This is a genomic window from Pseudomonas ekonensis, from assembly GCF_019145435.1.
Lineage (GTDB): Bacteria > Pseudomonadota > Gammaproteobacteria > Pseudomonadales > Pseudomonadaceae > Aquipseudomonas > Aquipseudomonas ekonensis.
Map to the genome: position 1 here is coordinate 1,999,091 of NZ_JAHSTS010000001.1, position 25,577 is coordinate 2,024,667.

Below are 25,577 nucleotides of genomic sequence, written 5' to 3' on the forward strand. Positions count from 1 at the left end.
AACCTTACCCATGAACAACACCCCGGTCTTGAACTGGATCGACGGCCTCTGGCTGGACTCCGGCGTTCACCACGACTCCCTCGACCCGGCCACCGGCGAGCGCATCGGCCGCTACGCCGAAGGCGGCCTGGCCGAAGCGCAACTGGGCATCGCGGCGGCCCGCCGGACCTTGCGTGACACCCCGTGGAAGGACGACCGCGCCTGGCGTGCCCGCGCCTTGCTGGAACTGGCGGACGCCTTCGAGCGCCACGCCGAAGCGCTGATCGACACGTTGGCGCTGGAGAACGGCAAGATCCGTCCCGAGGCCGGCTTCGAGGTCGCGATGGTGCCGTCCAAGCTGCGCTACTACGCGGGCCTGGCCCGCACCGAATACGGCCGCGCCGCCGAGCCGAAACCAGGGCGGATCTCGCTGGTGCTGCGCCAGGCGGTGGGCGTGGCGGGGATCATCGTGCCGTGGAACTCCCCGGTGGTGCTGATGATCCGCTCGCTCGCCCCGGCGCTGGCCGCCGGCTGCACCGCCGTGGTCAAGATGCCGGGGCAAACGGCCCAGACCAACGCGCGGGTGGCGAAGATCCTCAGCGAAGCGCCGTCGTTGCCCCGTGGCGCGGTGAACCTGTTCAGCGAACAGGGCGCGGCCGGATCGATCCACCTGGTGGAGTCCCCCGACGTGCCGGTGATCAGCTTCACCGGCAGCACCGGCACCGGCCGGGCGATCTCGGCCGCCGGGGCCCGGCACCTCAAACGCTTCGGCCTGGAACTGGGCGGCAAGACACCGATGGTAGTGTTCGACGATGCCGACCTTGAGACCGTCGTGCCGGTGCTGGTCAAGGCCCTGACCGTGTTCGCGGGGCAGTTCTGCATGACCGGTTCGCGCCTGCTGGTGCAGCGGGGCATCGCCACGACGCTGAGCGAACGCCTGGCCGAGCGCCTGAGCGCGGTGCGGGTCGGGCCGTCGGCGGATCCGGCCAGCGACATGGGGCCGTTGATCGACAAGGCCAACGTGCAGCGGGTCGACCGGGCGGTGGAGGAGGCGATCGCCGCCGGGGCGCAGGTGATCGTGCGCGGCGGCCCGGTCACCGAGGGGCCGCTGGCCCGGGGCGCGTTCTACCGGCCGACGCTGCTGCGGGTCAGCGATCCGGACCTGGCCATCGTCCGGCAGGAAACCTTCGGCCCGGTGCTGACCTTGCAAGTGTTCGACAGTGAGGCCGAGGCCATCGAATTGGCCAACCGCAGCGAGTTCGGCCTGGCGGCCAGCGTCTGGACCCGGGACGGCGACCGTTCCCTGCGGGTGGCCCGTGAACTGGAGGCCGGCACCGTGTGGGTCAACGACTGGGCGGTGGTCTACGACGAGTTCGAGGAGGGCGGCTTCAAGCAATCGGGGCAGGGGCGGCTGAACGGTGTGGCGGCGCTGGACGACTTCGTCGAGTACAAGCACATCGCGCTCAACCCTGGCCGGCGCGAGGCGTGAAGCCGATGCGAGCCACCCGACCCGTTGTTGTCGCGCTGCTGGCGGGGGCGTTGGCCGCGTCCCCGGCCTTTGCCGCCGACCTGCCTTCGTCCGCCACCAGGAGCGATACCGTGTCCCGGGACCCACTCTATGACGCCTTGCTTGATGCGTTGCAGGCCACCTTCGGCCATCACCCCGGCTTTCGCGCGACCCACGCCAAAGGCGTGCTGGTGACCGGCACCTTCGTCGCTTCGGCGGCTGCGGCGGCCCTGAGCCGCGCCGAACATTGGCAGGGCCAGGCCGTGCCGGTGGTGCTGCGGTTCTCCAACTTCAGCGGCGTGCCGGCGACGGCGGACGGCGACCCGCTGGCCAGTCCACGGGGGCTGGCGGTGCGCTTGCGCCTTTCGGACGGGGCGTTCACGGACATCGTGACCCACTCGTTCGACGGCTTCCCGGTGGCCACGCCCGAAGACTTCCTGGGGTTCTTGCAGGGCATCGCCGCCAACGTCGCCGCCCCGGCGGATCCGGCACCGCTGCAAGCCTTTCTGGCGGGTCACCCGAGGGCCCGGCAGTTTCTGGAGGCGCCCAAGCCTGCGCCGTCGAGTTTCGTCGGCATCGACTACTTCGGCGTCAACGCGCTGGTGTTCAGCGACCGTCAGGGCAAGGAGCAGGCCATTCGTTATCGCATCGAGCCGCTGGCGCCGGAGCCGACCCTGAGCGATGCCGAAGCCGCCGCGAGACCGGCGGACTACTTGCAGGAGGAACTGGCGGCGCGGCTGGCCAGGGGACCGGTGATCCTGCGCCTGATCGCGCAATTGGCGGCGCCGGGGGACGCAGTGGCCGACGGTTCGCTGCCCTGGCCCAGGAGCCGCCGCGAAGTCGAGCTGGGCCGTTTCACCCTCGATGCGCTGCTGCCCGCCGGGGAGCAGCAAACGGCCCAGCAGCGCCTGGACTTCAGCCCCGGACGCTTGACCGACGGCATTGCGGCCAGCGCCGACCCGATGATCGCGGCGCGCGACCGGATCTACCGGCGCGCCGTGCTGCGCCGGCAGCAGCCATGAGCGTCGAGGCGGTGCGCTGGAAGCAATGGCTGCTGTCGTGGCTGATCGTGTGGCCGCTGTCGGTGTCCATGCCCTGGGCGCTGGCGGCGGTGTTGGAACTGGGCGGTCTGCAGGTGCCGGGCTGGCTGTTCAAGGCCATCGTCGCCGGGTTGATCTCCTTCAACATGGTCTATTGGCTGGTGCCGCGCAGCAACCGGCTGATGGCCCGCTGGCTGCTGCGCTAGGCGCCGGTTCAGGCGTGGTGGATGTCGCGGTCCTTGGTTTCCGGCATGAAGAAGATGCCGAGGACGGCGGTCATCACCGCGATCACGATCGGGTACCACAGGCCGTAGTAGATGTCGCCCGTGGCCGCGACCATGGCGAACGCCACCGTCGGCAGGAAACCGCCGAACCAGCCGTTGCCGATGTGGTACGGCAGCGACATCGAGGTGTAGCGGATCCGCGCCGGGAACAGCTCCACCAGCCACGCGGCGATGGGGCCGTAGACCATGGTCACGTAGATCACCAGGACCGTCAGCAGGAGCAGCACCATCGGGTAGTTGGTTTTGGCCGGATCGGCCTTCTCCGGGTAGCCGGCCTCCTTGAGCGCGGCGCCGAGGCTGGCGGCGAAGGCGTCGTTCCGGGTCTTGAAGTCGGCGGCGGGCAGGTTGCCGCCTTCGAAGCTCTGGATGACCTTGTCGCCGATCTTCACCTGGGCCACGGTGCCCGGCTCGGCCTTGGCGTTGCTGTACGGAATGGCCCGCTTGGCCAGCACGGTCTTGGCCAGGTCGCAGGAACTGGTGAAGCGTGCCTTGCCCACCGGGTCGAACTGGAACGAGCACTGGGCCGGGTCGGCGACCACCGTGACCGGGTTCTTCGCCTGGGCGGCGAAGACGTCCGGGTTACCGTACTGGGTCAGCGCGTGGAAGATCGGGAAGTAGGTCAGCGCCGCCAGGATGCAGCCGGCCATGATGATGCCCTTGCGGCCGATGCGGTCGGACAGGCTGCCGAAGATCACGAAGAACGGCGTGCCGATCAGCAGCGAGCCGGCGATCAGCAGGTTGGCGGTCTGCGGGTCGATCTTGAGGGTCTGCAACAGGAAGAACAGCGCGTAGAACTGTCCGGTGTACCAGACCACCGCTTGCCCGGCGGTGCCGCCGAGCAGGGACATGATCACCACCTTGAGGTTTTCCCAGCGGGCGAAGGATTCGGTCAGCGGCGCCTTCGACGCCTTGCCTTCGGCCTTCATCTTCTGGAACACCGGCGACTCGCTCAGTTGCAGGCGGATGTACACCGAAATGATCAGCAGCAGGATCGACAGCAGGAACGGGATCCGCCAGCCCCACGCCTCGAAGGCTTCGGTGCCCAGCGCGGTGCGGCAGGCGAGGATCACCAGCAGCGACAGGAACAGGCCCAGGGTCGCGGTGGTCTGGATCCACGAGGTGAAGAAGCCGCGCTTGCCCTGCGGCGCGTGCTCGGCCACGTAGGTGGCGGCGCCGCCGTACTCGCCGCCCAGCGCCAGGCCTTGCAGCAGGCGCAGGCTGATCAGGATGATCGGCGCCGCCACGCCGATGGAGGCGTAGCCCGGCAGTAGGCCCACCACCGCCGTGGAGACGCCCATGATCACGATGGTGATCAGGAACGTGTGCTTGCGGCCGATCATGTCGCCGAGCCGGCCGAACACGATGGCGCCGAAGGGGCGCACGGCGAAACCGGCGGCGAAGGCCAGCAGGGCGAAGATGAACGCGGTGGTCTCGTTGACGCCGGCGAAGAAGTGCTTGGCGATGATCGCGGCCAGCGAGCCGTAGAGGTAAAAGTCGTACCACTCGAACACCGTGCCCAGGGACGAAGCGAAGATGACCTTGCGCTCCTCCTTGGTGATGCCCTGACGCGTTGTGCTGCTGTCGTCGATTGCCGCCATGGGTCTTCTCCGTCGTGCTTTTTTGTTGTCAGGCCGGAGCACCTCTTCAACGTTTTCGTACCCGGGCCCTGGGGCTTGAATCGGATAAGCGCTTGCAAGTTGCGTAGACAGATGGAAAGCCTCGCCTCGCGGCGAGGTTTCCTTGAGCATAATCAGCTTCGCGCAGATATCCACTCGCCATCCTGGCAAGGCGCGGCGGGGCGCGGCCGGGCGGTTACGCCTTGACCCAGCGCTGGCGGCTCCAGGCGCTCAGCGAGTCGACGGCGAACACCAACGCGAGCATCGCCAGGATCACCGTGCTGGCCTGGGCTTCCTGGAACAGGCTGAGGCTCACGTACAGCATCTGCCCCAGGCCGCCGGCGCCGACGAAGCCCAGCACGCTGGCCATGCGGATGTTGTTTTCCCAGCGGTACAGGCAATAGGCGATCAGCTGCGGCGCCAGGTTCGGCAGGGTGCCGTAGCAGAACGCGAGCACCGGGTTGGCGCCTTGCCGGCGCAGGGCTTCGGCGGGCTGCGGCGGGGTGTTTTCCAGCGCTTCGGCGAACAGCCGGCCCAGCACGCCGGTGGTGTGCAGGGCGAGGGCGAGGGTGCCGGCGTTCGGGCCGAGGCCGGCGGCCAGCACCATCAGCGCCGCCCAGACCAGCTCGGGGATCGCCCGCAGGGCATTGAGCAGCAGGCGCGCGACGCTCTGCGCCGGCCAGCCGAAACGCCCGGCGGCGGGCAGCGCCAGCACTAGCCCCAGGCCGGCGGCGAGCAGGGTGCCCAGGGCCGACATGGCGAGGGTCTCCAGCGCACCGTGGAAGATCGCGGACAGGTAACCGACGCTCACGTCGGGGCTGAGGAAACGCTGCACATAGGCGCCCATCTGTTTCAGGCTGGCGGCGCTGCCGAGTTCCGCCAGGTCCAGTTCCAGATAGGCGAACGACGCGACCACCGCCCACCCGATGGCCATGACCAGCAACGCGTTGACCAGGCGCTTCATGCCAGCCTCCCGCGCAGCAGGCGGCTCAGCTGGTCGGCGCCCAGCACCAGCAGCAGGAACGTCAGCAGCATGCTGGCGACTTCGCCGCCGGCGAACATGCGGATCGACAGGTCGATCTGCTGGCCCAACCCGCCGGCGCCGACGAAGCCCATCACCACCGAGGCGCGGATCGCGCATTCCCAGCGGTAGACCGTGTACGACAGCAGCTCCGACGCCACGTTGGGCAGGATGCCGTAGGCGAACGCACCCAGGCGGCCGCTGCCGGCCTGCATGAGGGCGTGGGCCGGGCGCTGGTCGGTGGACTCGAAGATTTCCGCGTAGACCTTGCCGAGCATCCCGGCGTAGGTGATCGCGATGGCCAGCACGCCCGCCGCCGGCCCGAGCCCGACGGCCCGCACGAACAGCAGGGCCCAGACGATCTCCGGCACGCTGCGCAGGAAGATCAGCAGGCCGCGCACCGGCCAGCGCAACAGGCGCCCCCAACGCCCCGGACGCCCGCCGCGGGAAGCGGCGGACAGCGACAGGGCACGGCTGGCCAGCAGGCTGGCGGGTGCGGCCAACAGCAACGCGAGCGTCATGCCGGCGGTGGCGATGGCCAGGGTCTGCAGGGTGGCCTTGATCAGCAGTTGCATGAATGCGTCGTCGTGGGCCGGCGGCCAGAAACCGGCCACGAACCGGCCCATCTCGCTTTGGCTGTCGGCGCGCAGCAGCACGCCGGGATCCAGTTCGCTGAGCTGCACGCCCGGCCACAGCAGTGCGACGGCCAGCAGCGTCAGCAACAGGCGCGGCCAGGCGGCGGGGTCACGGGAATCGGTGCTCAGCATCGGGGAATCTGCACGGTCAGCGGCGGCACGACCGTCGGCGGGGATTGCAGTTGCTCATTGGCGTAGAGCGCGTCGAGCCGGTCACGGTCCACCTCGGCGGCGGGGCAGTCGAACAGGATCCGGCCTTCGCGCAGGCCGATGATCCGCGGGAAGTGCGCCAGCGCCAGCTCCACCGCGTGCAGGCTCGCCACCAGCGTGACCCGGTGCTCGCGGGCATGGCGCGAAAGCACCGACAGGGTGTGCCCGGCCAGCACCGGGTCCATCGCCGACACCGGCTCGTCGGCCAGCAGCACCTCCGGCGCCTGGTACAGCACCCGGGCGATGCCGACCCGTTGCAGTTGGCCGCCAGACAGTTGCTGGCATTGGCTGAACAGCTTGTCGCCCAGATCCAGTTTCGCCAGCGCCGCCCGGGCGCCGGCCACGTCCAGCGGACGCAGCAGGCTGACCAGGCTGCGGGCCAGGCTCCACTGGCCGAGCTTGCCCGCCAGCACCGCCGTCACCACCCGTTGCCGGGGCGGCAGGGGGGGCGCCTGATGCACCAGGCCGATGCGCGCGCGCAGGCGCTGGCGCTGGCCGGCGGACAGCTGCCAGGCGCGCTCGCCGAGCACGTCGAGTTCGCCGCCGCTGGGCTGCACGGCGGTGGCCAGCACGTTGAGCAGGCTCGACTTGCCGGCCCCGGACGGGCCGATGATCGCCACCTGCTCGCCGGCGCCGATATGCAGATCCACGCCTTGCAGCGCGTGGACGCCGTTGCCGTGGTGCAGGCGTCCCTGGGTCAGGCGCAGGGTCATTTCAGCAGTTCGGCGGCGCGGGCGGCTTCCTCGATGCCTTTGTAGTTCTCCGGGCCGGTCTCGATGAAACGGCTGGCGGCCTGCAGGTCGAGGATCTTCTTCTGCTCGGGGTTGGCCGGGTCGAGGGCGAGGAAGGCTTTCTTGATCTTCGCCGCCAAAGCCGGGTCGAGGGTGCCGCGCACGGTCCAGTTGTAGTCGAAGTAGGCCGGGGTGGTGGCGAAGACCTTCACCTTGGCGGTGTCGACCTTGCCGGCGTCCACCAGCTTCTGCCAGACGCTGGCGTTCAGCACGCCGGCATCGACCTTGCCGGCCTGCACCCAGGCGACGGTGGCGTCGTGGGCGCCGGAGTAGCCGACGCGGCTGAAGTAGGTTTCAGGCTTGATGCCGTCCTTGAGCATGAAATAGCGCGGCATCAGGCTGCCGGAGGTGGACGACACGGAACCGAAGGCGAAGGTCTTGCCCTTGAGGTCGGTCAGGCTCTTGACGTTGGGGTCGGCGGTGATGAACTTGCTGGTGAACTGCGCATCCTGCTCGCGCTGCACCAGCGGGATCACCGGGGTGGTGGCGTCGGTCTTCAGGCGGGCCTGGACGAAGGTGAAACCGCCGAGCCAGGCCATGTCGAGGCGGTCGGTGGCCAGGGCCTCGACCACCGCCGGGTAGTCCGCCACGGGGACGAACTTCACTTCCATGCCCAATTGCTGTTCCAGGTACTTGCCCAGCGGCTCGAACTTGCGCAGCAGTTCGGTGGGGGCTTCATCGGGGATCGCGCTGACCCTGAGCACCTCGGCGGCGTTCGCCAGCAGGGTGGAAAAGGACAGGGCCAGGCCGGCGGTCAGTGCCAGGGTACGTTTGAGCATGGAATTCTCCGTTTCATGAGCGTCGCAATCGAAGCGCCCGCCGTGAAGCGGGCGCAACGTCAGGTTAGACGAAACGGCGGTGTTATACGCGCTCGCGCCGGCGAAGGCGAGCCTGTCGGCGCTTGGGTCGTGCCTGTGGCCGCCGGCGGCGGGCGGTCCGGCTCAGAACGCGTAGGGAATGCTGATCTTGGCCCAGAGCATTTCGCCCTCGGGGCGGTTTTCCACGTCGAACTCCTTGGCCCAGCGGATCTCCGCGCTGGCGTACTTGAGGAAGGTGAAGTACAGCGCCGGGCCAATGGCGAACACTTTGCCGCGCACGCCGTCGTTCACGTCCTCGCCGGCGAACTGCACGGTGTGGCCGAACTGCTTGTCGTCGGTGGTCTGCTTGAGGAAATAGCCGTTGACGCCCAGGCGCAGGTTGTCGGTGACGCGGTAGCTGGCCGAATAATCGAAATGGAAGATCTGCCCGGACTTGTAGTCGGTGTCCTTGTTCTTTTCGTTGAAGCTGTAGGTGGTCTTCATCGACAGCTCGGTGCGCTCGGTCGGCAGCCAGGTGAACGAGAACAGCGGCTTGTAGGTCCAGAAGTTGTTGCTGGTGTTGGCCAGGCGTTCGGCGTCGTATTCGCCGGTGGGGGCGGTGATCTCCACGGCGGCGCCGAGGGTGAGGTTCTTGCCCATGTCCCACAGGATGATCGGGGCGAACGTGGTGTCGCCCATGCTTTCGCGGGTGTCGCTGAGGCCGAACGCCGCCACTTCCTGCTTCAGCCACGGCTGGGCGACGTAACCGGCCAGGCGCCCGCCGAGCACGCGCACCGGGCTCAGGTAATCGAGGCGCGGCACCACGGCGGTGGACTCGATCTCGACGTTCGGCACCTTGCCGCCCAGGGAGCTGATGTTGAGCTTGGTCGCCTTGTAGTGGTTGTAGTAGAGGTTGAACGCGACCATGTTTTGCGGAAGGTTGTCGACGTCCAGCGGCAGGACGAAGAAGCCGTCGGTGCCGGGGCCGATGTTGTCGACGCCGGACTCGGTGGCCAGGGCGGGCAAGGGGAGTGCGCCGACCGTCAGCATCAGGGCCAACGGGAAGGGACGTGTCGCGCGGTTCGGGCTCATGGTTGTCCTCGTTATTATTGTGATGGGGACGCGGTGCGGCCGCACGGGGCGGGCGCCGGCAGCCTAGGATCAAGCCTTTGGCGCACGCCGGGGCAGGGTATTGGCGGACACGCAGGGGGGCATCTGCGGACAGACCGCGGGCCGTGTGCTAACTTCCTGTGACATAACCGGTTACAAAAATAACAATTCAGCACGATCCGGAATGTCCAGCCCCATGAACGTAAAAGTCCAAGACCCCACCTACGAACTGGCGCTGGTGTCGCCGTTCCTGCTGCAGACCCTGGCCGAGGTCGCGCAGCTCAAGGGCGTCCAGCCTGAATCCCTGTGCCGTGGGCTGGGCTTCACCCTCGAAGACCTGCAGGACCCGGCGCAGCGCATCTCCTACCGCCAGGCCGTGGCCATGATCCAGCGTGCGCTCAAGGCCTTGCCCAACCAGGGGCTGGGCCTGTGGGTCGGGGCGCAGAACGTGCTGGGCACGCTGGGCCTGCTGGGCCATGTGCTGTCGCTGTGCAAGACCCTGCGCGATGCGTTCGACCTGGGCATCCGCCATCAGCACACCTCCGGCGGGATCGTGGTGTCCAGCGTGGACGTGTCGGCGCAGCAGGTGTCCGTCAACGCCGAGTGCCGCCTGCCGTTCGCCGAGGTGCAGATGTTTGCGGTGGAGGAGTTCTTCGCCAGCCTGCTGGTCTACGGGCGGGCCTTGGTGGGCGAGGACTTCAAGGCCATCGCGGTGGAGTTCGTCCACGCCGCGCCGGACTACCTCGACGAATACCGGCGCCTGCTGGGGCCGGACGTGCGCTTCGGCTGCCTGCACAACCGCATGCTGCTCGACGTGCGCTGGCTGGACGTGAACCTGCCCAACCACCACTCGTTGGCTTTGCGTCAGGCGGTCAAGCTGCTGGAGCTGGAAGCGGCGCAGGTGCACCAGAAACTGGATCTGATCCAGGCCGTGGAGCGGGCGATCGCGCGGGACCTGAGCCGGGGCAGCCACATCGAGAAGATCGCCGGCGACCTGAACATGAGCAGCCGCACCCTGCGCCGGCGCCTGACCGAGCACGCGCTGACCTTCGAAGCGCTGCTGGAGCAAGTGCGCCAGGCTCGCACCATGAGCCTTTTGGCCAACCCGCAGATGCCCATCGAACGCATCACCGAGGAAGTCGGCTACAGCGACGTGCGCAGCTTCCGCCGGGCGTTCAAGCGCTGGACGGGGATGAGCCCCAGCGCGTGGCGCCATGACGGCGGCGGCCACGAATAACCTCTGTTCCGAACCCACACAAATCCTCCGGCTACAGTTAAACTCCGCGCTCTTTCCCAAGGAGTTCACATGAGTCACTACCAGCCGGGCATCCTCGCCACCCCCGTTCCGCCGCAGGCACGCCACCTGTTTTTCGCCCTCGAATCGCTCGAAGCGCTGCCTCAGGCGATCGACAACCTGCTGAACCTGGTGGACGGCAAATCGGCGGTGGTCGGTTTCGGCGAGTCCCTGGCCAAGGCGCTCAAGGTGGACATCGACGGCCTGCGCAGCTTCCCGGCGCTGACCGGCGTGGGCGTGGAGAACCCGTCGACCCAGCATGCGCTGTGGGTCTGGCTGCACGGCACCGACCGTGGCGAACTGCTCAACCGCAGCACTCAATTCGAGGCGGCGCTGGCCCCGGCCCTGCGCCTGGTGCAGAAGCAGGAAGCCTTCCGCCACATGGGCGGCCACGACCTCACCGGTTACGAGGACGGCACCGAAAACCCCCACGACGAGGCCGCCGTGGCCGCCGCGCTGGTGAGCGAGGGTGCGCAGGGCCTGGTCGGCGGCAGCTTCGCCGCGATCCAGCAGTGGCAGCATGACCTCAAGGGGTTCCACGCGCTGTCCGCCGAAGACAAGGACAACATCATGGGCCGTCGCCTGAGCGACAACGAAGAGATCGACGACGCGCCGGTCTCCGCCCACGTCAAACGCACCGCCCAGGAAAGCTTCGCGCCCGAAGCGTTCGTGGTGCGCCGTTCGATGCCGTGGATCGAAGGCGACCGCGCCGGCCTGATGTTCCTCGCGTTCGGCTTCTCCCTCGACGCCTTCGAAGCGCAACTGCGGCGCATGAGCGGCCTGGAGGACGGCATCACCGACGGCCTGTACCGCATCAGCCGGCCGATCACCGGCGGCTACTACTGGTGCCCGCCGCTCCAGGACGGCCGCCTCGACCTGCGCGCCCTGCGCATCGGCTGAGGCCCGGGCATGGACGTGGTGCGGTGGGGCATGATCGGCTGCGGCAGCGTCACTGAACGCAAGAGTGGTCCGGCGCTGCGCAAGGCGCCCGGTTCAGCGTTGGTGGCGGTGATGGGGCGGCGGCTCGACGCCGTCAGCGACTACGCCGCCCGCCACGGCGTCGGGCGGTTCTACACCGACGCCGACGCCCTGATCAACGACCCCGACGTGGACGCGGTGTACATCGCCACGCCCCCCGACAGCCATCACGCCTACAGCCTCAAGGTCGCCGCCGCCGGCAAGCATTGCTGCGTGGAAAAGCCCATGGCGCTCAACGCCGGGCAGAGCCGCGAGATGCACCAGGCGTTCGCCGACGCCGGCCGGCACCTGTTCGTGTCCTATTACCGCCGTTCCCTGCCGCGTTTCCGGCAGGTGCGGCAATGGCTGGACGAAGGCCGGATCGGCGAGGTCCGGCTGCTGAGCTGGACGCTGACCAAGGCCCCGTCGAAGACCGACCTTGAGGGTGGCGACAACTGGCGCACCGACCCGGCGGTGGCCGGCGGCGGCTACTTCGCCGACCTGGCCAGCCATGGCCTGGATCTGTTCCAGTACCTGCTCGGCGACATCGTCGACGTGGCCGGCTTCACCGCACGCCAGGCCGGGCTGTACGCGGCCGAGGACGCAGTCGGCGCCAGTTGGCGGTTCGCCGGCGGCGCCCTGGGCATGGGCTGCTGGAGCTTTGCCGCGGACCGGCGCGAGGACCGGGTCGAGATCGTCGGCAGCCGCGGGCGGATCGGTTTCTCGGTGTTCGATGAGCAACCGGTCGAACTGCACGCCGATGAACACGTCAGCCTGCACATCCCCCATCACGAACACATCCAGTGGCATCACGTCCTGGGCATGAACGCCCACATCCGTGGCCAGACGCAGCACCCGGCGGTGGCCGCCGAGGCCCTGAAGACCGATTGGGTGATGGACCGGATCCTCAAGCGCGGGTGACGCCCTGCGGCGTCTGGATTGACGCCATCGCCAGCAGGCTGGCTCCCACAAGGGATCTCGGTCGGCTGCAAGGTTGGCGATCACTGCAGAACAATGTGGGAGCCAGCCTGCTGGCGATGACGTCAGTGAGAGCACCGCAGGGCAAGACAGGCGCTCCCGCAGCCCCGCATCTAAGGTTATGCCCAAACAATATTTCTCAAGCCTGACACCGCTTCCCTAAGATCACGTCATAACTCGTTATGACAAGTGATCGCCGATGACCGACAACCTCCTTTCCCTGGGCAGCGTCCCGTTGCACACCCAACTGCGCGATGTGCTGCGCACGCGCATCCTCGACGGCCAATACCCGCAAGACAGCCAGATGCCCTCCGAAAGCGAGCTGGGTGCGATGTTCAAGGTCAGCCGCATCACCGTGCGCCAGGCGCTGGGCGATCTGCAGAAGGAAGGGCTGATCTTCAAGATCCACGGCAAAGGCACGTTCGTCGCCAAGCCCAAGACCTTCCAGAACGTCAGCACCCTGCAGGGCCTGGCCGAATCCATGACCGGCCGCGGCTACGAGGTGATCAACCGTCTGCGCAGCTTCCGGTTCATCGCCGCCGACGCGCGCATCGCCGAACGCCTGCAAGTGGCCGAAGGCGACACCGTGGCGCAGGTCAAGCGCGTGCGGCTGATCAACCGCGAGCCGGTCTCGCTGGAGATCACCTACCTGCCCAGGCACCTGGGCGAGCGCCTGGAGAAGGCCGACCTGGTGACCCGCGACATCTTCCTGATCCTGGAGAACGACTGCGGCCTGGCGCTGGGGCATGCGGACCTTGCCATCGACGCGGTGCTGGCCGACGACGACCTGACCCAGGCCCTGGGCGTCGAGGCCGGTTCGCCGATCATGCGCATCGAGCGCCTGACCCATGATGCCGACGGCCAGCCTCTGGATTTCGAACACCTTTACTACCGCGGCGATGCGTTCCAGTACCGCCTGCGGATCGACCGGCAAAAAGGGGAGCGCACATGACGCAGGATTCGACGGCAGGCACCACGATCGAACAGGAATACGACATCGTCGTGATCGGCGGCGGCACCGCCGGCCCGATGGCGGCGATCAAGGCCAAGGAGCACAACCGCGACCTGCGCGTGCTGCTGGTGGACAAGGCCAACGTCAAGCGCAGCGGCGCGATCAGCATGGGCATGGACGGCCTGAACAACGCGGTCATTCCCGGCCATTCGACGCCTGAGCAGTACACCAAGGAAATCACCGTCGCCAACGACGGCATCGTCAACCAGGCGGCGGTGTACGCCTACGCCACCCACAGCTTCCAGACCATCGAGCAGCTCGACCGCTGGGGCGTGAAGTTCGAGAAGGACGAAACCGGCGACTACGCCGTGAAGAAAGTCCACCACATGGGCGCCTACGTGCTGCCGATGCCGGAAGGGCACGACATCAAGAAAGTCCTCTACCGCCAACTGAAGCGGGCGCGGGTGAGCATCACCAACCGCCTGGTCTGCACCCGTCTGCTGACGGACGAGGAGGGCACGGTCAACGGCGTGATGGGCTTCGACTGCCGCACCGCCGACTTCCATGTGATCAAGGCCAAAGCGGTGATCCTGGCCTGCGGCGCCGCCGGGCGCCTCGGCCTGCCGTCCTCCGGCTACCTGATGGGCACCTACGAGAACCCGACCAACGCCGGCGACGGCTATGCCATGGCCTACCACGCCGGAGCCGAACTGGCGAACCTGGAATGCTTCCAGATCAACCCGTTGATCAAGGACTACAACGGCCCGGCCTGCGCCTACGTCACCGGCCCCTTGGGCGGCTACACCGCCAACAACAAGGGCGAGCGCTTCATCGAATGCGACTACTGGAGCGGGCAGATGATGCGCGAGTTCCACCAGGAGCTGGAGAGCGGTAACGGTCCGGTGTTCCTCAAGCTCGATCACCTGGCGGAGGAAACCATCCAGGACATCGAACAGATCCTGCACAGCAACGAACGCCCCAGCCGCGGCCAGTTCCACGCCAACCGCGGCACCGACTACCGCACGCAGATGGTCGAGATGCACATCTCGGAAATCGGCTTCTGCAGCGGCCACTCGGCGTCCGGGGTGTGGGTCAACGAGCGGGCCGAGACCTCGGTCAAGGGCCTGTATTCGGCCGGTGACATGGCGGCGGTGCCGCACAACTACATGCTCGGCGCGTTCACCTACGGCGGGTTCGCCGGGCAGAACGCGGCGCAGTTCGTGGAAGGGCGCGGGTTCACCGCACTGGATGCCGAACAGGTCGAGCGGGAGCGGGCGCGGGTGTTCGCGCCGCTTGCGCGCGAGCACGGCCTGCCGCCGGCCCAGGTCGAGTACAAGCTGCGGCGCTTCGTCAACGACTACCTGCAACCGCCGAAGGTGACCAAGAAGATGGAGATCGGCCTGCAACGCTTCGGCGACATCGAGCGCGACCTCGACCGGCTCAAGGCCCACAACGCCCACGAACTGATGCGCGCCATGGAAGTGAGCGTGATCCGCGACTGCGCCGAAATGGCCGCCCGCGCCTCGCTGTTCCGCGCCGAAAGCCGCTGGGGCCTGTACCACTACCGGGTCGACCACCCCGAGCGCAACGACCGCGAATGGTTCTGCCATTGCCACCTGAAGAAAGGCGAGGACGGGCGCATGACCAGCTTCAAGAAGCCCGTCGAGCCTTACATCATTCCCCTGGACGCCGTTGAAATGCAGGCCTACGACCGCCTGCGGGTCGGCGCCGCCTGAACCTCACCCAGAGAGAGCCCCGACCATGGCCCATCAAGCCCAGGACATCTTCTTCCGCTCCAACGCCCCCGTCACCGTGGACGAAGACAAATGCATCGCCGACAAGGGCTGCACCGTGTGCGTCGACGTCTGCCCGATGGATCTGCTGGCGATCAACCCGGCCACGCAGAAGGCCTACATGGCCTTCGACGAGTGCTGGTACTGCATGCCCTGCGAAAAGGACTGCCCGACCGGGGCGGTGAAAGTGGAGATTCCGTATTTGCTGCGCTGATCCGTGACCTGCGGCGCGCTCACTGACGCCACCGACAACGCAAGACGCCATCCGGCCACCCCCGGACGCTTGGAACAAGAACATCCCCGCGTTTCCCACCGCCCACCGACAGCGGCGCAAACGCACCGTCCGAACCCAAGCGGTGGTGAGCCCATGACCTCTTTTTTTGCTGTGACCGACAACGCCGACATCCTCGCCCTGCAACCGCGCCTGACCGCCGAGGATCCGGGCGTGCGCCGCATTGCCCTGATCGACCTGGCCGACCTCGAAGAGCCGGACGGCCTGCTCTGGCTGGTGGAGCGGCTGACGGACGATTCCGCCGAAGACGTGCGCGCCGAGGCGGCGCGCTTGCTGGAGGCCTGGGAAGACGCGCCGGTGGTCGAGGCCTTGTGCCAGGCGCTGACCGACCCGTCGCCGGCGGTGCGGGTCGCCGCCGCGCAAAGCCTGAGCCTGCTCAAGAGCGAAGCCGCAGGCCGGGTGATCCTGCCGTGGACGGCGCACGCCGAAACCGGCGTGCGCACGTCGGCCTGGCGGGCCCTGCGAGAACTGCGCCTGGCCCAAGCGGCGCCGGCAGCCGTGGCGGCGCTCGACGACGCCGATGCGGGCGTGCGTCGCGAAGCGGTGGGGGTGCTCGGCTGGCTCAAACAACTTGATGCCTTGCCGGCGCTGGCGCGGCTTGCCAGCGCCGACCCGGACAGCGAAGTGCGCCGCGCCGCCACCGGCGCCCTTGGGCTGGCGTCCGGCGCCGACGTGCTGCCGGCCCTGCAACGGGCCTTGCAGGACTCGGCCTGGCCCGTGCGCGAAGAAGCCGCCACGACCCTGGGCAAGGTCGGCCACCCCGACGCCGGCCCGGCCCTGATCCAGGCCCTGAACGACGACTACTGGCAAGTGCGCCTGCGCGCCGCCCGCAGCCTCGGTCGCCTGCGCTGTGTCGCCGCGTTGGATGCGTTGATCGAGACCCTGGGCCACCGCATCAGCAACCTGCGCAAAGAGGCGGCGCTGGCCCTGGGCGAACTCAATGACCGTGGCGCGGTGGCCGCGTTGCAGGCCGCCCAGGACGACGGCGACCCGGAAGTGCGCAAGGCCGTGCGCATCGCGTTGAGTCAGTTGCAATGAGCCCGCTGGCCATCGGCAATGCCTCGGCCGGGCAGACATTGCGCTTGAACTGGCCGGACGGGCGCGAACAGCGCCTGGGGCACGTTGAGTTGCGCCGTCGCTGTCCGTGCTCGCAGTGCCGGGCGTTGCGCCTGCGGGGCATGACGCCGCAGGTCGATGACCGAGTCCGGATCATCGAACTCAACCCCCAGGGCTACGGCCTGCAACTGGTGTTCAGCGACGGCCACCGGCGGGGGATCTACCCTTGGCAGTACCTGCAGCAACTGCCTTGATCCTGCGGCGTCAGGTCACTGCGCAGCCGTCATCGCCGGCCGGCAGCCGCGGAAGATGTCCAGCCCCGGCTGGTACAGCGAGGTCTTGACCTCGAACAGCCCCAGCACCGAGTGGAACAGGTTGTCGTGGCTCAGGTCCGGCTGGCCGCTTTTGCCTTGCAGGCAGCCACGGTCGATGCCCAGTTGCGCCAGGGTATTGTTGCCGAACCACATCACCATCGGCACATGGGTCTGGGCCTCGGGGGCCAGGGCGTAAGGCGCGGCGTGCAGGTACAGGCCGTTCTCGCCCAGGGATTCGCCGTGGTCGGAGACGTACAGCATCGAGGTGTCGAGGGTGTCCTGGTTGCGCTTGAGCAGCTCGATCACCTTGGCCAGGAAGTGGTCGGTGTACAGGATCGTGTTGTCGTACACGTTCACCAGTTCCTCGCGGCTGCAACTGCCCAATTGGTTGGTGTGGCAGATCGGCTTGAAGCGTTCCTGCTCCTTCGGGTAGCGATCGTAGTATTCGGGGCCGTGGCTGCCGTCGGCGTGCAGGACGATGATCGCGTGGCCCTTGAGGCTGTCGATGTAGCCCTGCAGGTCCGCCAGCAACGCCTCGTCGAGGCAGTTGTTGCCGTCGCAGAACGGCCCCGGCTGGTTCTTGGCGATGTCGCGGTGCGGCACCCGCAGACAGGTGCCCTTGCAGTCGCTGTTGTTGTCCAGCCACAGCACCTGCACGCCGGCGCGCTGGAGGATGTCGAGCAGGCCTTCGTAGGTCTTGCCTTTCTTGTCGCTGTAGTCCTCGCGGGGGAACATCGAGAACATGCACGGCACCGACACCGCCGTGGACGTGCCGCAGGAGTGCACCTGGGTGAAGTTGAGGATGTCCAGCTTGCTCAGCTCGGGGTTGGTCTCGCGTTCGTAGCCGTTGAGCGAGAAATGGTCGGCCCGGGCGGTTTCGCCGACCACGAACACCATCAGCGACTTCTTCTCGCGGGCGGTGGCCTTGGCGCTCATCACCGCGTCTTCGCCGACGGCCTGCACCACGAAGTGCTTTTTGATCCCCAGTCGCTGCTTGGCGTACTTGCTGATCGCGTAGATGTAGTTGGTCGGGTTGATGAAGTGGGTGAGCTTGTCTTCCTCGCGAAAGATCGGCGCGTAGGTCGAGTAGAACGCGCCCACCGACGCGCCGATCACCAGCACGCAGGCCACCATCACCAGCACCTTGTTCAGCAGCCCGCGAAAGAACGGCCGGTACGCCACCGGCCAGCGCCAGATCAGCGCCGCCGGCACCACGCCGAGCAGCAGCACATAGGCCAGCAGCTTGCCGCTGAACAGCGCGGAGGCTTCCGCCGGGTTGGTCTCGAACACGTTCTGGATCATCACCGTGTCGATGGTGATGCCGTATTCGTTCATGAAATAGGCGGCGCAAGCCGAGAGCAGGGCGACCAGGGTCAGCGCCGGCTTCAGCGTCCAGCGGAACGACACCAGGGTCAGCAGCAGGGTGATGGCGGCCCACAGGAACACGCCGAAGGAGGCGAAGAACGCCAGCTTGTGCGCCCCTTGCAAGGTGATCAACGTGCCCAGCGCCTTCCATGTCGCCAGGTTGTACAGCGCCACCAGCGCCAGGGAAAACAGTAGCACCAGACGGGTGGGGGTGATGGACGGTAAACGCAGTCCTTTGCCTGCAGCCATTGGGGTTTTTCCTCTACTCGGATAGAAAGCACACGCGGTTCGCGTGCAACTGTAGAAGATCATTGGTCAAAATTTCGTAAACATCCTGTAACAAACCTTCGGTGAGGGGCAGGGTTCATGCACAAGGACGATGGGTGACCAGGATCCCTGTGGGCACAGAACTGCGGCCGCTGCTGAATTCTGTGGGAGCCAGCCTGCTGGCGATGGCGGTGTACATGGATCCTGCGGACATAGCGAGACCTGTGGGAGCCGGCTTGCCGGCGATGGCGGTGGGTCAGTCACCGCAGATTTCGGCAGTGCCGACGCCATCGCTTGCAGGCAAGCTCCTACAGGTTTTGGCCTGACTGGCGGTCGTTGCCAGAAAATCCCAGGTGGAGTACAAATGTACTCCATGACAAACCTGACTCCCCGCCGTACCGCCATCCTGACCTTCATCCGCGAACGCATCGCCGAACACGGTCAGCCCCCGAGCCTCGCTGAAATCAGCGAGGCTTTTGGTTTCGCCTCCCGCAGCGTGGCGCGCAAGCATGTGCTGGCGCTCACCGAGGCCGGGTTCATCGAGGTCAATCCGCATCAGGCCCGGGGCATCCGCCTGCTCAATCAGCCGCCGCGTCCGGAACTGCTGGACGTGCCGGTGTTGGGCCGGGTGGCGGCGGGCGCGCCGATCGGTGCCGACGCCGAGGTCCACAACCGGCTGATGCTCGACCCGGCGCTGTTCGCCCGCGCGCCGGACTACCTGCTGCGGGTGCAGGGCGACTCGATGATCGAGGACGGCATCCTCGACGGCGACCTGGTGGGCGTGCGGCGCAATCCCGAGGCGCTCAACGGCCAGATCGTGGTGGCGCGGCTGGACGGCGAAGTCACCATCAAGCGTTTCGAGCGGGTCGGCGATGAAGTCCGCCTGCTGCCGCGCAACCCCGCGTACCGGCCCATCGTGGTGCGGGCCGACCAGGACCTGGCCATCGAAGGGGTGTTCTGCGGCCTGGTGAGGCAAGGCTGATGGGCGCCGTCGTTGCGTTGGACACGCTGTTCAATGGCGGCCAGGTCTGGAAGGGCCGACCTGCGGCCCCGGCCGCCAGCCCGCAGCCCACCGGCCATCCTGCGCTGGACGCGGCACTGCCCGGCGGCGGCTGGCCGGAGTCGGCGTTGAGCGAAATCCTGTTGACCGGCCCCGGCGTCGGCGAACTGCAACTGGTGTGGCCGACCCTGGCGCGGCTGTCGGCGGCGGGCGAGCGCATCGTGCTGGTGGCGCCGCCGTTCGTGCCGTACCCCCAGGCCTGGGCCAACGCCGGCGTCGATCTGCGCCAGTTGTCGGTGATCCGGGCCAGCGAGCGCGATGCCTTGTGGGCGGCGGAGCAATGCCTGCGTTCGGGCAGTTGCGGCGCGGTGCTGTGCTGGCCGCACAAGGCCGATGACCGTGCGCTGCGGCGCTTGCAGGTGGCGGCGGAAACCGGCCAGACCCTGGCGTTTGCCTGGCGCCCGTTGAGCGAGGCGGCCAACCCGTCGCCGGCGGCGCTGCGGATCGCCGTCGACGCCCGGCCGGCGCAGCTGCGGGTGCTCAAGTGCCGCGGCGGGCTGGCCCGCACGGCGCCAATCGCCTTTGCCGTGGGGCATTGAGGCCGCCATGCGCTGGGTCTGCATCCTGTTTCCGCAATTGGCGCTCGACGCGGTGCTGCGTCAACGCCCCGATCCCGACCAACCGTTGGCGCTGCTCAGCGGCCCGGCCCAGCGCCGGGTGCTGCAGGCCGTGAACGACGCGGCCAGGGCCCAGGGCCTGCGCCCCGGTCAGTCGATGACCGCCGCCCAGGCCCTGACCCGGGATTTCGCCAGCGCCGAGTACGACATGGCCGAGGTCGAACACTGGCAATGCTTTCTCGCCGCCTGGGCCTACCGCTTCAGCGCGCAGGTCAGCGTGCATTACCCGCGCACCGTGGTGTTCGAGATCGAGTCCAGCCTCGGCCTGTTCGGCTCCTGGGCACAGTTCGAGGCGTTGCTGCGCTCGGAGCTGACGGCGCTGGGGTTTCGCCACCGCATCGTCGCTGCGCCCAACCCGGCGGCGGCGCGGGTGCTGGCCAACGTCGGCGACGGTCTGGTGGTGCCCGACGGCGAAGCCTTGCGCCATCATCTGGGGCGGCTGCCCGTCGACCGGGTCGGGCTGGCGCCGAACGTGGCCACGGCGCTGGAGCGCATGGGCCTGCGCCACCTCGGCCAGGTGCAGGCCTTGCCGCGTCAGGCGTTGGCCCGGCGTTTCGAGGCGCAGGTGCTCAAGCACCTGGACACCCTGTTCGGCGCACGGCCGCTGGCGCTGGCGTTCTACCAGCCGCCGGACCGCTTCGACGTGCGCATCGAGCTCAATTTCGACGTGCAGTCCCATCAGGCGCTGCTGTTCCCGTTGCGCCGCCTGACCGCCGACCTGGCGGCGTTCCTCTGTGGCCGCGACAGCGGCGTGCAACGGTTCGACCTGCACCTTGAGCATGCCGGCCTGCCGGACACGCTGATCAAGGTCGGCCTGCTCAGCGCCGAGCGCGATCCGGCGATGCTGTTCGAGCTGGCCCGCGGGCGCCTGGAGCAGGTGCAGGTCGAGGCGCCGGTGCGCGGGTTTCGCCTGTGCGCCGAAGACCTGCCCGACTTCGTGCCCCAGCATCAGGAGCTGTTCGACGAACGTCCCCAGCAGACCTTGCCCTGGGAACAACTGCGCGAACGCCTGCGCGCCCGGCTGGGGGACGACGCGGTGCAGGGCCTGCGTTTCCAGGCCGACCACCGTCCCGAATGCGCGTGGCAAACCGGGGTCGACAAGCTGCCCTGCGCGCCGCTGCCGGGCGTGCACCGTCCGGGCTGGCTGCTGGACGAGCCGCAGGCGGTGCCCGAGGGCGCGGCGCGGATCCTCATGGGCCCGGAGCGCATCGAATCCGGCTGGTGGGACGGTGACGACGTGCGCCGCGACTACTACCTGATCCAGAACCGCGCCGGGCAGCAGGGCTGGGCCTACCGGGCGGTGGGCGAGGGCGGTCCGCTGTGGCTGCAGGGCTGGTTCGCATGAACGACGGCTATGCCGAACTGCACTGCCTGTCGAACTTCAGTTTCCAGCGCGGTGCCTCCAGTGCGCTGGAGCTGTTCCAACGGGCGAAGCAGCAGGGCTACCAGGCCCTGGCGATCACCGACGAATGCACCCTGGCCGGGATCGTCCGGGCCTGGCAGGCGGCCAAGGCCGTGGAGCTGCCGCTGATCATCGGCAGCGAGGTGCGCATCGACCAAGGCCCGAAACTGGTGCTGCTGGTGGAAACCCTCGAAGGCTATCAGGCCCTGTGCGGCCTGATCACCCGTGCCCGGCGGCGTACGCAGAAAGGCTGCTATCGGGTGCTGCGCGAGGACTTCAGCCAGCCGCTGCCGGGGTTGCAGGCGCTGTGGGTGCCGGACGCCACCGATGACGTCGAAGAAGGCCGTTGGCTGCGCCAGGCCTTCGGCGAGCGCCTGTGGCTGGCGGTGCAGCTGCATTGCGGGCAGGACGACCGCCAACGGCTGGCGGCGTTGCTGGAACTGGCCGACGGGTTGGGCATCCCGGCGCTGGCCAGCGGCGATGTGCACATGCACGCCCGTGGCCGCCGGGCGTTGCAGGACACCATGACCGCGATCCGCCACCACGTCCCGGTGGCCGAGGCCGGGCTGCGCCTGCACCCCAACGGCGAGCGGCACCTGCGCAGCCTCGACGCGCTGCGCGGGCTGTATCCGCCGGCCCTGCTGCAGGCCGCCGTGGACCTGGCCCGGCGCTGCACCTTCGACCTGGGGCAGTTGCAGTACCGATACCCGCAAGAGCTGGTGCCTGACGGGCACACCGGCCGTTCCTGGCTGCGGCACCTGACCAAGGGCGGCATCGCCTGGCGCTGGGAAAAAGGGGCGCCCTTCAAGGTGCTGAGGCAGATCAACAAGGAACTGAAGCTGATCGCCGAGCTGGGCTACGAAAGCTATTTCCTCACTGTCCACGACGTCGTGAAGTTCGCCCGCGAGCAGCGCATCCTCTGCCAGGGCCGTGGCTCGGCGGCCAACTCGGCGGTGTGCTTCGCCTTGGGCATCACCGAGATCGACCCGGACCGCACCACGCTGCTGTTTGAGCGTTTCATGTCCAAGGAGCGCAATGAACCGCCGGACATCGACGTGGATTTCGAGCACGAACGCCGCGAAGAAGTCCTGCAGTACGTGTTCCGCCGCTACGGCCGCGGCCGCGCCGCGTTGACGGCGGTGGTCAGCACCTACCACGCGGCCGGCGCCGTGCGCGACGTGGCCAAGGCCCTGGGCCTGCCGCCGGATCAGATCAACGCGCTGGCCGACTGCTGCGGCCACTGGAGCGACGACGTGCCGCCGGTCGAGCGTTTGCGCGAAGGCGGGTTCGACCCGGACAGCCCGGTGCTGCGCCGGGTGCTGAGCCTGACCGGGCAACTGATCGGCTTCCCCCGGCACCTGTCGCAGCATCCCGGCGGGTTCGTGATCTCCCAGGAGCCGCTGGACACCCTGGTGCCGGTGGAGAACGCCGCCATGGCCGACCGCACGGTCATCCAGTGGGACAAGGACGACCTCGACGCGGTCGGGTTGCTCAAGGTCGACATCCTCGCCCTCGGCATGCTCAGCGCGATCCGCCGCTGCTTCGACCTGCTGGGCCGCCACCGCAACAGGGATCTGAGCCTGGCGACGATTCCGGCCGACGACCGGCCGACCTACGACATGATCAGCCGCGCCGACACCATCGGCGTGTTCCAGATCGAGTCGCGGGCGCAGATGTCGATGCTGCCCCGGTTGCGGCCGCAGAACTTCTACGACCTGGTGATCGAGGTGGCCATCGTCCGTCCGGGGCCGATCCAGGGCGGGATGGTGCATCCGTACCTGCGTCGTCGGAACAATGAGGAAAAGACCACCTATCCGTCACCGGAACTGGAGGCGGTGCTCAAGCGTACCCTCGGCGTGCCGCTGTTTCAGGAGCAGGTGATGCAGATCGCCATCGTCGCGGCGGACTACAGCCCCGGCGAGGCCGACCAGCTGCGCCGTTCCATGGCCGCGTGGAAGCGTCACGGCGGGCTGGAGCCGCACAAGGAGCGGCTGGCTGCCGGCATGAAGAAGAACGGCTACTCGCCGGAGTTCGCCGCGCAGATCTTCGAACAGATCAAGGGCTTCGGCAGCTACGGGTTTCCCGAATCCCACGCCGCCAGCTTCGCCTTGCTCACCTATGCCAGTTGCTGGCTCAAGTGCCACGAACCGGCGGCGTTCGCCTGTGCGCTGATCAACAGTTGGCCGATGGGGTTCTACAGCCCGGACCAGATCCTTCAGGACGCCCGCCGGCACCATTTGCAGATCCGCCCGGTGGACGTGCGCGCCAGCGACTGGGATTGCGGCCTGGAACCCATGGCCGGCGGGCAGCCTGCCATCCGCATGGGGTTGCGCATGGTCAAGGGCTTTCGCGAGGAGGATGCCCGACGCATTGAGGCGGCGCGGGAGCGGGGCGCGTTTGCCGATGTCACCGACCTGGGCGCACGGGCAGGGCTCGACAGCCGGGCCTTGGCGTTGCTGGCGGACTGCGGGGCGCTGCGCGGGCTGGCGGGCGACCGCCACCGGGCGCGTTGGGAAGTGGCCGGGGTGCAGGCGCAGCTTGGGCTGTTCGCCGGGTTGCCGGGGCAGGAAGAGCCTGAGGTCGTGTTGCCCAGGCCCAGCGTCGGCGAAGACCTGCACGCCGACTACGCCACCCTCGGCACCACCCTGGGGCCGCATCCGCTGGCGTTGCTGCGCGAGGAGCTGAGGGCGCGGCGGTGCCGCAGTTCGCGGGAATTGCAGGAGGTCGAGCACGGCCGTCCGGTCAGCATCGCCGGGCTGGTGACCGGACGCCAACGGCCGGGCACCGCCAGCGGCGTGACCTTCGTCACCCTCGAGGACGAGTTCGGCAACGTCAACGTGGTGGTCTGGCGCGACCTGGCCGACCGCCAGCGCCGGGTGTTGGTGGGCTCGCAACTGCTCAAGGTCGATGGCCGCTGGGAGCGCGAAGGCGAAGTGCGCCACCTGATCGCCGGACGGCTGAGCGACCTGAGCCCGCTGCTCAACGGCATCCGCGTGCAGAGCCGCGACTTCCACTGACCCCGCCCAAAAAACTGTGGGAGCTGCGGTGCCCGCAAAATTCAGGTTCACCACAAAACCTGTAGGCGCTTGCCTGCAAGCGATGAGGCCGGCAGCCGACATCTGTGGAGCCTGACCCGCTGCCATCGCCAGCAGGCTGGCTCCTACAGGGGATCCCCGGTGCCCGCAAAATTCAGGTTCACCACAAAACCTGTAGGCGCTTGCCTGCAAGCGATGAGGCCGGCAGCCGACATCTGTGGAGCCTGACCCGCTGCCATCGCCAGCAGGCTGGCTCCTACAGGGGATCCCCGGTGCCCGCAAAATTCAGGTTCACCACAAAACCTGTAGGCGCTTGCCTGCAAGCGATGAGGCCGGCAGCCGACATCTGTGGAGCCTGACCCGCTGCCATCGCCAGCAGGCTGGCTCCTACAGGGGATCCCCGGTGCCCGCAAAATTCAGGTTCACCACAAAACCTGTAGGCGCTTGCCTGCAAGCGATGAGGCCGGCAGCCGACATCTGTGGAGCCTGACCCGCCGCCATCGCCAGCAAGCGGCCTCCCGCCGGGGATGGCGGCAGTCAGTCGGCCGAAGGCCAAAGCCGCTCGCCGCCCCCCGGCGCTTCGGTCCAGGCCTGCAGCGAGCGGGTCGGCAGGTCGAAATAGTCGCGGGTGCGGGCGTAGCCGTGGCCGCCCATGCGACCGATGGCGTCCAGGCCCAGTTGGTCGATGTACAGGGTCTTGGGGTCGATCAGTTCGTCGCGCACGTGGGCCATCAGCACTTCGCCCAGGATGATTTCCCGGGACTGGCCGATGGACAGCGCCATCATCCGCCGGCATTCCAGCGCCACCGGCGCTTCGCCGATGCGCGGGCATTTGACCGTGGTGCCGGCGATGGCGGTCAGGCCGGCGGCGGTCAGTTCGTCGAAGCCCGGCGCGAAGGGCACGGCACAGACGTTCATGGCTTCCACCAGGGCATCGCTGACGATGTTGACGGTGAACTCCTGATTCAACTGGATATTGCGGGTGGTGTCCTTGGGGCTTTGGTCCTGATAGTTCTCGACGCCCAGGGCCAGGATCGGCGGATCCGCCGACAGCGCATTGAAGAAGCTGAACGGCGCGGCGTTGACCCGGCCTTCGCCGTCCACGGTGGTGACCAGCGCAATCGGCCGGGGCACCACGCTGCCGATGAGGATCTTGTACTTTTCCCGTGGGCTGAGTCGGCTGAAGTCGAAGCTGTGCATGGCAG

The 25,577-nt window shown here is 67.9% G+C and carries 23 protein-coding genes; 15 read left to right on the top strand and 8 right to left on the bottom strand.

The genetic code is table 11. The features are described 5' to 3' along the window. Positions 1 to 10: 10 nt before the first annotated feature. The 3 genes from KVG96_RS09005 to KVG96_RS09015 all read left to right on the top strand — a co-directional run bounded on the left by KVG96_RS09005 (position 11) and on the right by KVG96_RS09015 (position 2,732). Complete coding sequence (locus tag KVG96_RS09005) at positions 11 to 1,468, top strand: aldehyde dehydrogenase family protein (RefSeq protein ID WP_217891697.1); 1,458 nt, start codon at positions 11 to 13, stop codon at positions 1,466 to 1,468. A gap of 110 nt (positions 1,469 to 1,578) precedes the next feature. Next, positions 1,579 to 2,508, top strand: a complete 930-nt coding sequence (locus KVG96_RS09010; protein ID WP_367617476.1) for a catalase family peroxidase — start codon at positions 1,579 to 1,581, stop codon at positions 2,506 to 2,508. Continuing rightward, positions 2,505 to 2,732 carry a putative antibiotic biosynthesis monooxygenase gene (locus KVG96_RS09015; protein WP_217891699.1) on the top strand — a complete coding sequence of 76 codons (228 nt, stop codon included), beginning with the start codon at positions 2,505 to 2,507 and terminating at the stop codon, positions 2,730 to 2,732. Before KVG96_RS09010 ends, KVG96_RS09015 begins: the two co-directional genes overlap by 4 nt. Positions 2,733 to 2,740: 8 nt before the next feature. Here the strand turns inward: KVG96_RS09015 and KVG96_RS09020 are convergent, their stop codons facing one another. From KVG96_RS09020 to KVG96_RS09045, 6 genes are all read right to left on the bottom strand, one after another. Next, a complete protein-coding gene (locus KVG96_RS09020; RefSeq protein WP_217891700.1) occupies positions 2,741 to 4,408 on the bottom strand; it encodes an MFS transporter in 1,668 nt (555 codons plus the stop codon). A 214-nt stretch (positions 4,409 to 4,622) separates the two neighbouring features. Further along, positions 4,623 to 5,390, bottom strand: a complete 768-nt coding sequence (gene phnE / locus KVG96_RS09025; protein WP_217891701.1) for a phosphonate ABC transporter, permease protein PhnE — start codon at positions 5,388 to 5,390, stop codon at positions 4,623 to 4,625. Beyond that, entirely contained in the window at positions 5,387 to 6,214 is an 828-nt protein-coding gene (locus KVG96_RS09030; RefSeq protein WP_217891702.1) for a PhnE/PtxC family ABC transporter permease, read from the bottom strand. Before KVG96_RS09030 ends, phnE begins: the two co-directional genes overlap by 4 nt. Further along, a complete protein-coding gene (locus tag KVG96_RS09035) occupies positions 6,208 to 7,005 on the bottom strand; it encodes a phosphonate ABC transporter ATP-binding protein (protein WP_217891703.1) in 798 nt (265 codons plus the stop codon). Before KVG96_RS09035 ends, KVG96_RS09030 begins: the two co-directional genes overlap by 7 nt. Further along, entirely contained in the window at positions 7,002 to 7,862 is an 861-nt protein-coding gene (locus tag KVG96_RS09040) for a putative selenate ABC transporter substrate-binding protein (RefSeq protein ID WP_217891704.1), read from the bottom strand. The genes KVG96_RS09035 and KVG96_RS09040 overlap by 4 nt, the downstream gene beginning before the upstream one ends. Before the next feature lie 162 nt (positions 7,863 to 8,024). Beyond that, positions 8,025 to 8,972: a SphA family protein gene (locus KVG96_RS09045; RefSeq protein WP_217891705.1), complete on the bottom strand. Its 948-nt coding sequence runs from the start codon at positions 8,970 to 8,972 to the stop codon at positions 8,025 to 8,027. A gap of 214 nt (positions 8,973 to 9,186) precedes the next feature. Between KVG96_RS09045 and KVG96_RS09050 the strand changes: the two genes are divergently transcribed. From KVG96_RS09050 to KVG96_RS09085, 8 genes are all read left to right on the top strand, one after another. Continuing rightward, positions 9,187 to 10,227, top strand: a complete 1,041-nt coding sequence (locus KVG96_RS09050) for an AraC family transcriptional regulator (protein WP_217891706.1) — start codon at positions 9,187 to 9,189, stop codon at positions 10,225 to 10,227. 69 nt (positions 10,228 to 10,296) lie between these two features. Continuing rightward, complete coding sequence (locus KVG96_RS09055) at positions 10,297 to 11,184, top strand: Dyp-type peroxidase (protein WP_217891707.1); 888 nt, start codon at positions 10,297 to 10,299, stop codon at positions 11,182 to 11,184. A gap of 9 nt (positions 11,185 to 11,193) precedes the next feature. Further along, positions 11,194 to 12,162 (top strand): Gfo/Idh/MocA family protein, encoded by a 969-nt coding sequence (locus KVG96_RS09060; protein ID WP_217891708.1) that lies wholly within the window; start codon positions 11,194 to 11,196, stop codon positions 12,160 to 12,162. Positions 12,163 to 12,418: 256 nt separating this feature from the next. Then, positions 12,419 to 13,171 carry a GntR family transcriptional regulator gene (locus tag KVG96_RS09065; protein ID WP_217891709.1) on the top strand — a complete coding sequence of 251 codons (753 nt, stop codon included), beginning with the start codon at positions 12,419 to 12,421 and terminating at the stop codon, positions 13,169 to 13,171. After that, a complete protein-coding gene (locus KVG96_RS09070; RefSeq protein ID WP_217891710.1) occupies positions 13,168 to 14,907 on the top strand; it encodes a fumarate reductase/succinate dehydrogenase flavoprotein subunit in 1,740 nt (579 codons plus the stop codon). The genes KVG96_RS09065 and KVG96_RS09070 overlap by 4 nt, the downstream gene beginning before the upstream one ends. 25 nt (positions 14,908 to 14,932) lie before the next feature. Beyond that, a complete protein-coding gene (locus KVG96_RS09075; RefSeq protein ID WP_085585730.1) occupies positions 14,933 to 15,178 on the top strand; it encodes a 4Fe-4S dicluster domain-containing protein in 246 nt (81 codons plus the stop codon). Positions 15,179 to 15,331: 153 nt separating this feature from the next. Beyond that, a complete protein-coding gene (locus tag KVG96_RS09080) occupies positions 15,332 to 16,294 on the top strand; it encodes a HEAT repeat domain-containing protein (protein ID WP_217891711.1) in 963 nt (320 codons plus the stop codon). Further along, positions 16,291 to 16,566: a DUF971 domain-containing protein gene (locus KVG96_RS09085; RefSeq protein ID WP_217891712.1), complete on the top strand. Its 276-nt coding sequence runs from the start codon at positions 16,291 to 16,293 to the stop codon at positions 16,564 to 16,566. Before KVG96_RS09080 ends, KVG96_RS09085 begins: the two co-directional genes overlap by 4 nt. Before the next feature lie 15 nt (positions 16,567 to 16,581). On the opposite strand, the gene KVG96_RS09090 is transcribed toward KVG96_RS09085, so the two are convergent. Beyond that, positions 16,582 to 18,240: a phosphoethanolamine transferase gene (locus KVG96_RS09090; protein WP_217891713.1), complete on the bottom strand. Its 1,659-nt coding sequence runs from the start codon at positions 18,238 to 18,240 to the stop codon at positions 16,582 to 16,584. Positions 18,241 to 18,622: 382 nt separating this feature from the next. Between KVG96_RS09090 and lexA the strand changes: the two genes are divergently transcribed. From lexA to KVG96_RS09110, 4 genes are read left to right on the top strand one after another with little or no spacing between them, the layout of a single operon-like run. Next, complete coding sequence (lexA, locus tag KVG96_RS09095) at positions 18,623 to 19,240, top strand: transcriptional repressor LexA (protein ID WP_217891714.1); 618 nt, start codon at positions 18,623 to 18,625, stop codon at positions 19,238 to 19,240. Further along, positions 19,240 to 19,857, top strand: coding sequence for a translesion DNA synthesis-associated protein ImuA (imuA, locus tag KVG96_RS09100; protein ID WP_217891715.1), 618 nt, complete (start codon positions 19,240 to 19,242; stop codon positions 19,855 to 19,857). Before lexA ends, imuA begins: the two co-directional genes overlap by 1 nt. A 7-nt stretch (positions 19,858 to 19,864) precedes the next feature. Next, positions 19,865 to 21,280, top strand: a complete 1,416-nt coding sequence (locus KVG96_RS09105) for a Y-family DNA polymerase (protein ID WP_217891716.1) — start codon at positions 19,865 to 19,867, stop codon at positions 21,278 to 21,280. Further along, positions 21,277 to 24,354 carry an error-prone DNA polymerase gene (locus KVG96_RS09110; protein WP_217891717.1) on the top strand — a complete coding sequence of 1,026 codons (3,078 nt, stop codon included), beginning with the start codon at positions 21,277 to 21,279 and terminating at the stop codon, positions 24,352 to 24,354. Before KVG96_RS09105 ends, KVG96_RS09110 begins: the two co-directional genes overlap by 4 nt. Before the next feature lie 555 nt (positions 24,355 to 24,909). Here KVG96_RS09110 and KVG96_RS09115 read toward each other — a convergent pair. Continuing rightward, positions 24,910 to 25,572 carry a flavin reductase family protein gene (locus KVG96_RS09115; RefSeq protein WP_217891718.1) on the bottom strand — a complete coding sequence of 221 codons (663 nt, stop codon included), beginning with the start codon at positions 25,570 to 25,572 and terminating at the stop codon, positions 24,910 to 24,912. Positions 25,573 to 25,577: the final 5 nt, after the last annotated feature.

Bases quoted from the DNA above. Each gene is read 5' to 3' on its own strand.
- KVG96_RS09105 (WP_217891716.1), top strand. From the start codon at position 19,865: ATGCGCTGGGTCTGCATCCTGTTTCCGCAATTGGCGCTCGACGCGGTG.
- KVG96_RS09015 (WP_217891699.1), top strand. From the start codon at position 2,505: ATGAGCGTCGAGGCGGTGCGCTGGAAGCAATGGCTGCTGTCGTGGCTG.
- KVG96_RS09050 (WP_217891706.1), top strand. From the start codon at position 9,187: ATGAACGTAAAAGTCCAAGACCCCACCTACGAACTGGCGCTGGTGTCG.
- KVG96_RS09055 (WP_217891707.1), top strand. From the start codon at position 10,297: ATGAGTCACTACCAGCCGGGCATCCTCGCCACCCCCGTTCCGCCGCAG.
- phnE (WP_217891701.1), bottom strand. From the start codon at position 5,390: ATGAAGCGCCTGGTCAACGCGTTGCTGGTCATGGCCATCGGGTGGGCG.
- KVG96_RS09065 (WP_217891709.1), top strand. From the start codon at position 12,419: ATGACCGACAACCTCCTTTCCCTGGGCAGCGTCCCGTTGCACACCCAA.
- KVG96_RS09030 (WP_217891702.1), bottom strand. From the start codon at position 6,214: ATGCTGAGCACCGATTCCCGTGACCCCGCCGCCTGGCCGCGCCTGTTG.
- KVG96_RS09040 (WP_217891704.1), bottom strand. From the start codon at position 7,862: ATGCTCAAACGTACCCTGGCACTGACCGCCGGCCTGGCCCTGTCCTTT.
- KVG96_RS09045 (WP_217891705.1), bottom strand. From the start codon at position 8,972: ATGAGCCCGAACCGCGCGACACGTCCCTTCCCGTTGGCCCTGATGCTG.
- KVG96_RS09020 (WP_217891700.1), bottom strand. From the start codon at position 4,408: ATGGCGGCAATCGACGACAGCAGCACAACGCGTCAGGGCATCACCAAG.
- KVG96_RS09005 (WP_217891697.1), top strand. From the start codon at position 11: ATGAACAACACCCCGGTCTTGAACTGGATCGACGGCCTCTGGCTGGAC.
- KVG96_RS09070 (WP_217891710.1), top strand. From the start codon at position 13,168: ATGACGCAGGATTCGACGGCAGGCACCACGATCGAACAGGAATACGAC.
- KVG96_RS09110 (WP_217891717.1), top strand. From the start codon at position 21,277: ATGAACGACGGCTATGCCGAACTGCACTGCCTGTCGAACTTCAGTTTC.
- KVG96_RS09035 (WP_217891703.1), bottom strand. From the start codon at position 7,005: ATGACCCTGCGCCTGACCCAGGGACGCCTGCACCACGGCAACGGCGTC.
- KVG96_RS09080 (WP_217891711.1), top strand. From the start codon at position 15,332: ATGACCTCTTTTTTTGCTGTGACCGACAACGCCGACATCCTCGCCCTG.
- KVG96_RS09085 (WP_217891712.1), top strand. From the start codon at position 16,291: ATGAGCCCGCTGGCCATCGGCAATGCCTCGGCCGGGCAGACATTGCGC.
- KVG96_RS09075 (WP_085585730.1), top strand. From the start codon at position 14,933: ATGGCCCATCAAGCCCAGGACATCTTCTTCCGCTCCAACGCCCCCGTC.
- KVG96_RS09090 (WP_217891713.1), bottom strand. From the start codon at position 18,240: ATGGCTGCAGGCAAAGGACTGCGTTTACCGTCCATCACCCCCACCCGT.
- KVG96_RS09060 (WP_217891708.1), top strand. From the start codon at position 11,194: ATGGACGTGGTGCGGTGGGGCATGATCGGCTGCGGCAGCGTCACTGAA.
- lexA (WP_217891714.1), top strand. From the start codon at position 18,623: ATGTACTCCATGACAAACCTGACTCCCCGCCGTACCGCCATCCTGACC.
- KVG96_RS09115 (WP_217891718.1), bottom strand. From the start codon at position 25,572: ATGCACAGCTTCGACTTCAGCCGACTCAGCCCACGGGAAAAGTACAAG.
- imuA (WP_217891715.1), top strand. From the start codon at position 19,240: ATGGGCGCCGTCGTTGCGTTGGACACGCTGTTCAATGGCGGCCAGGTC.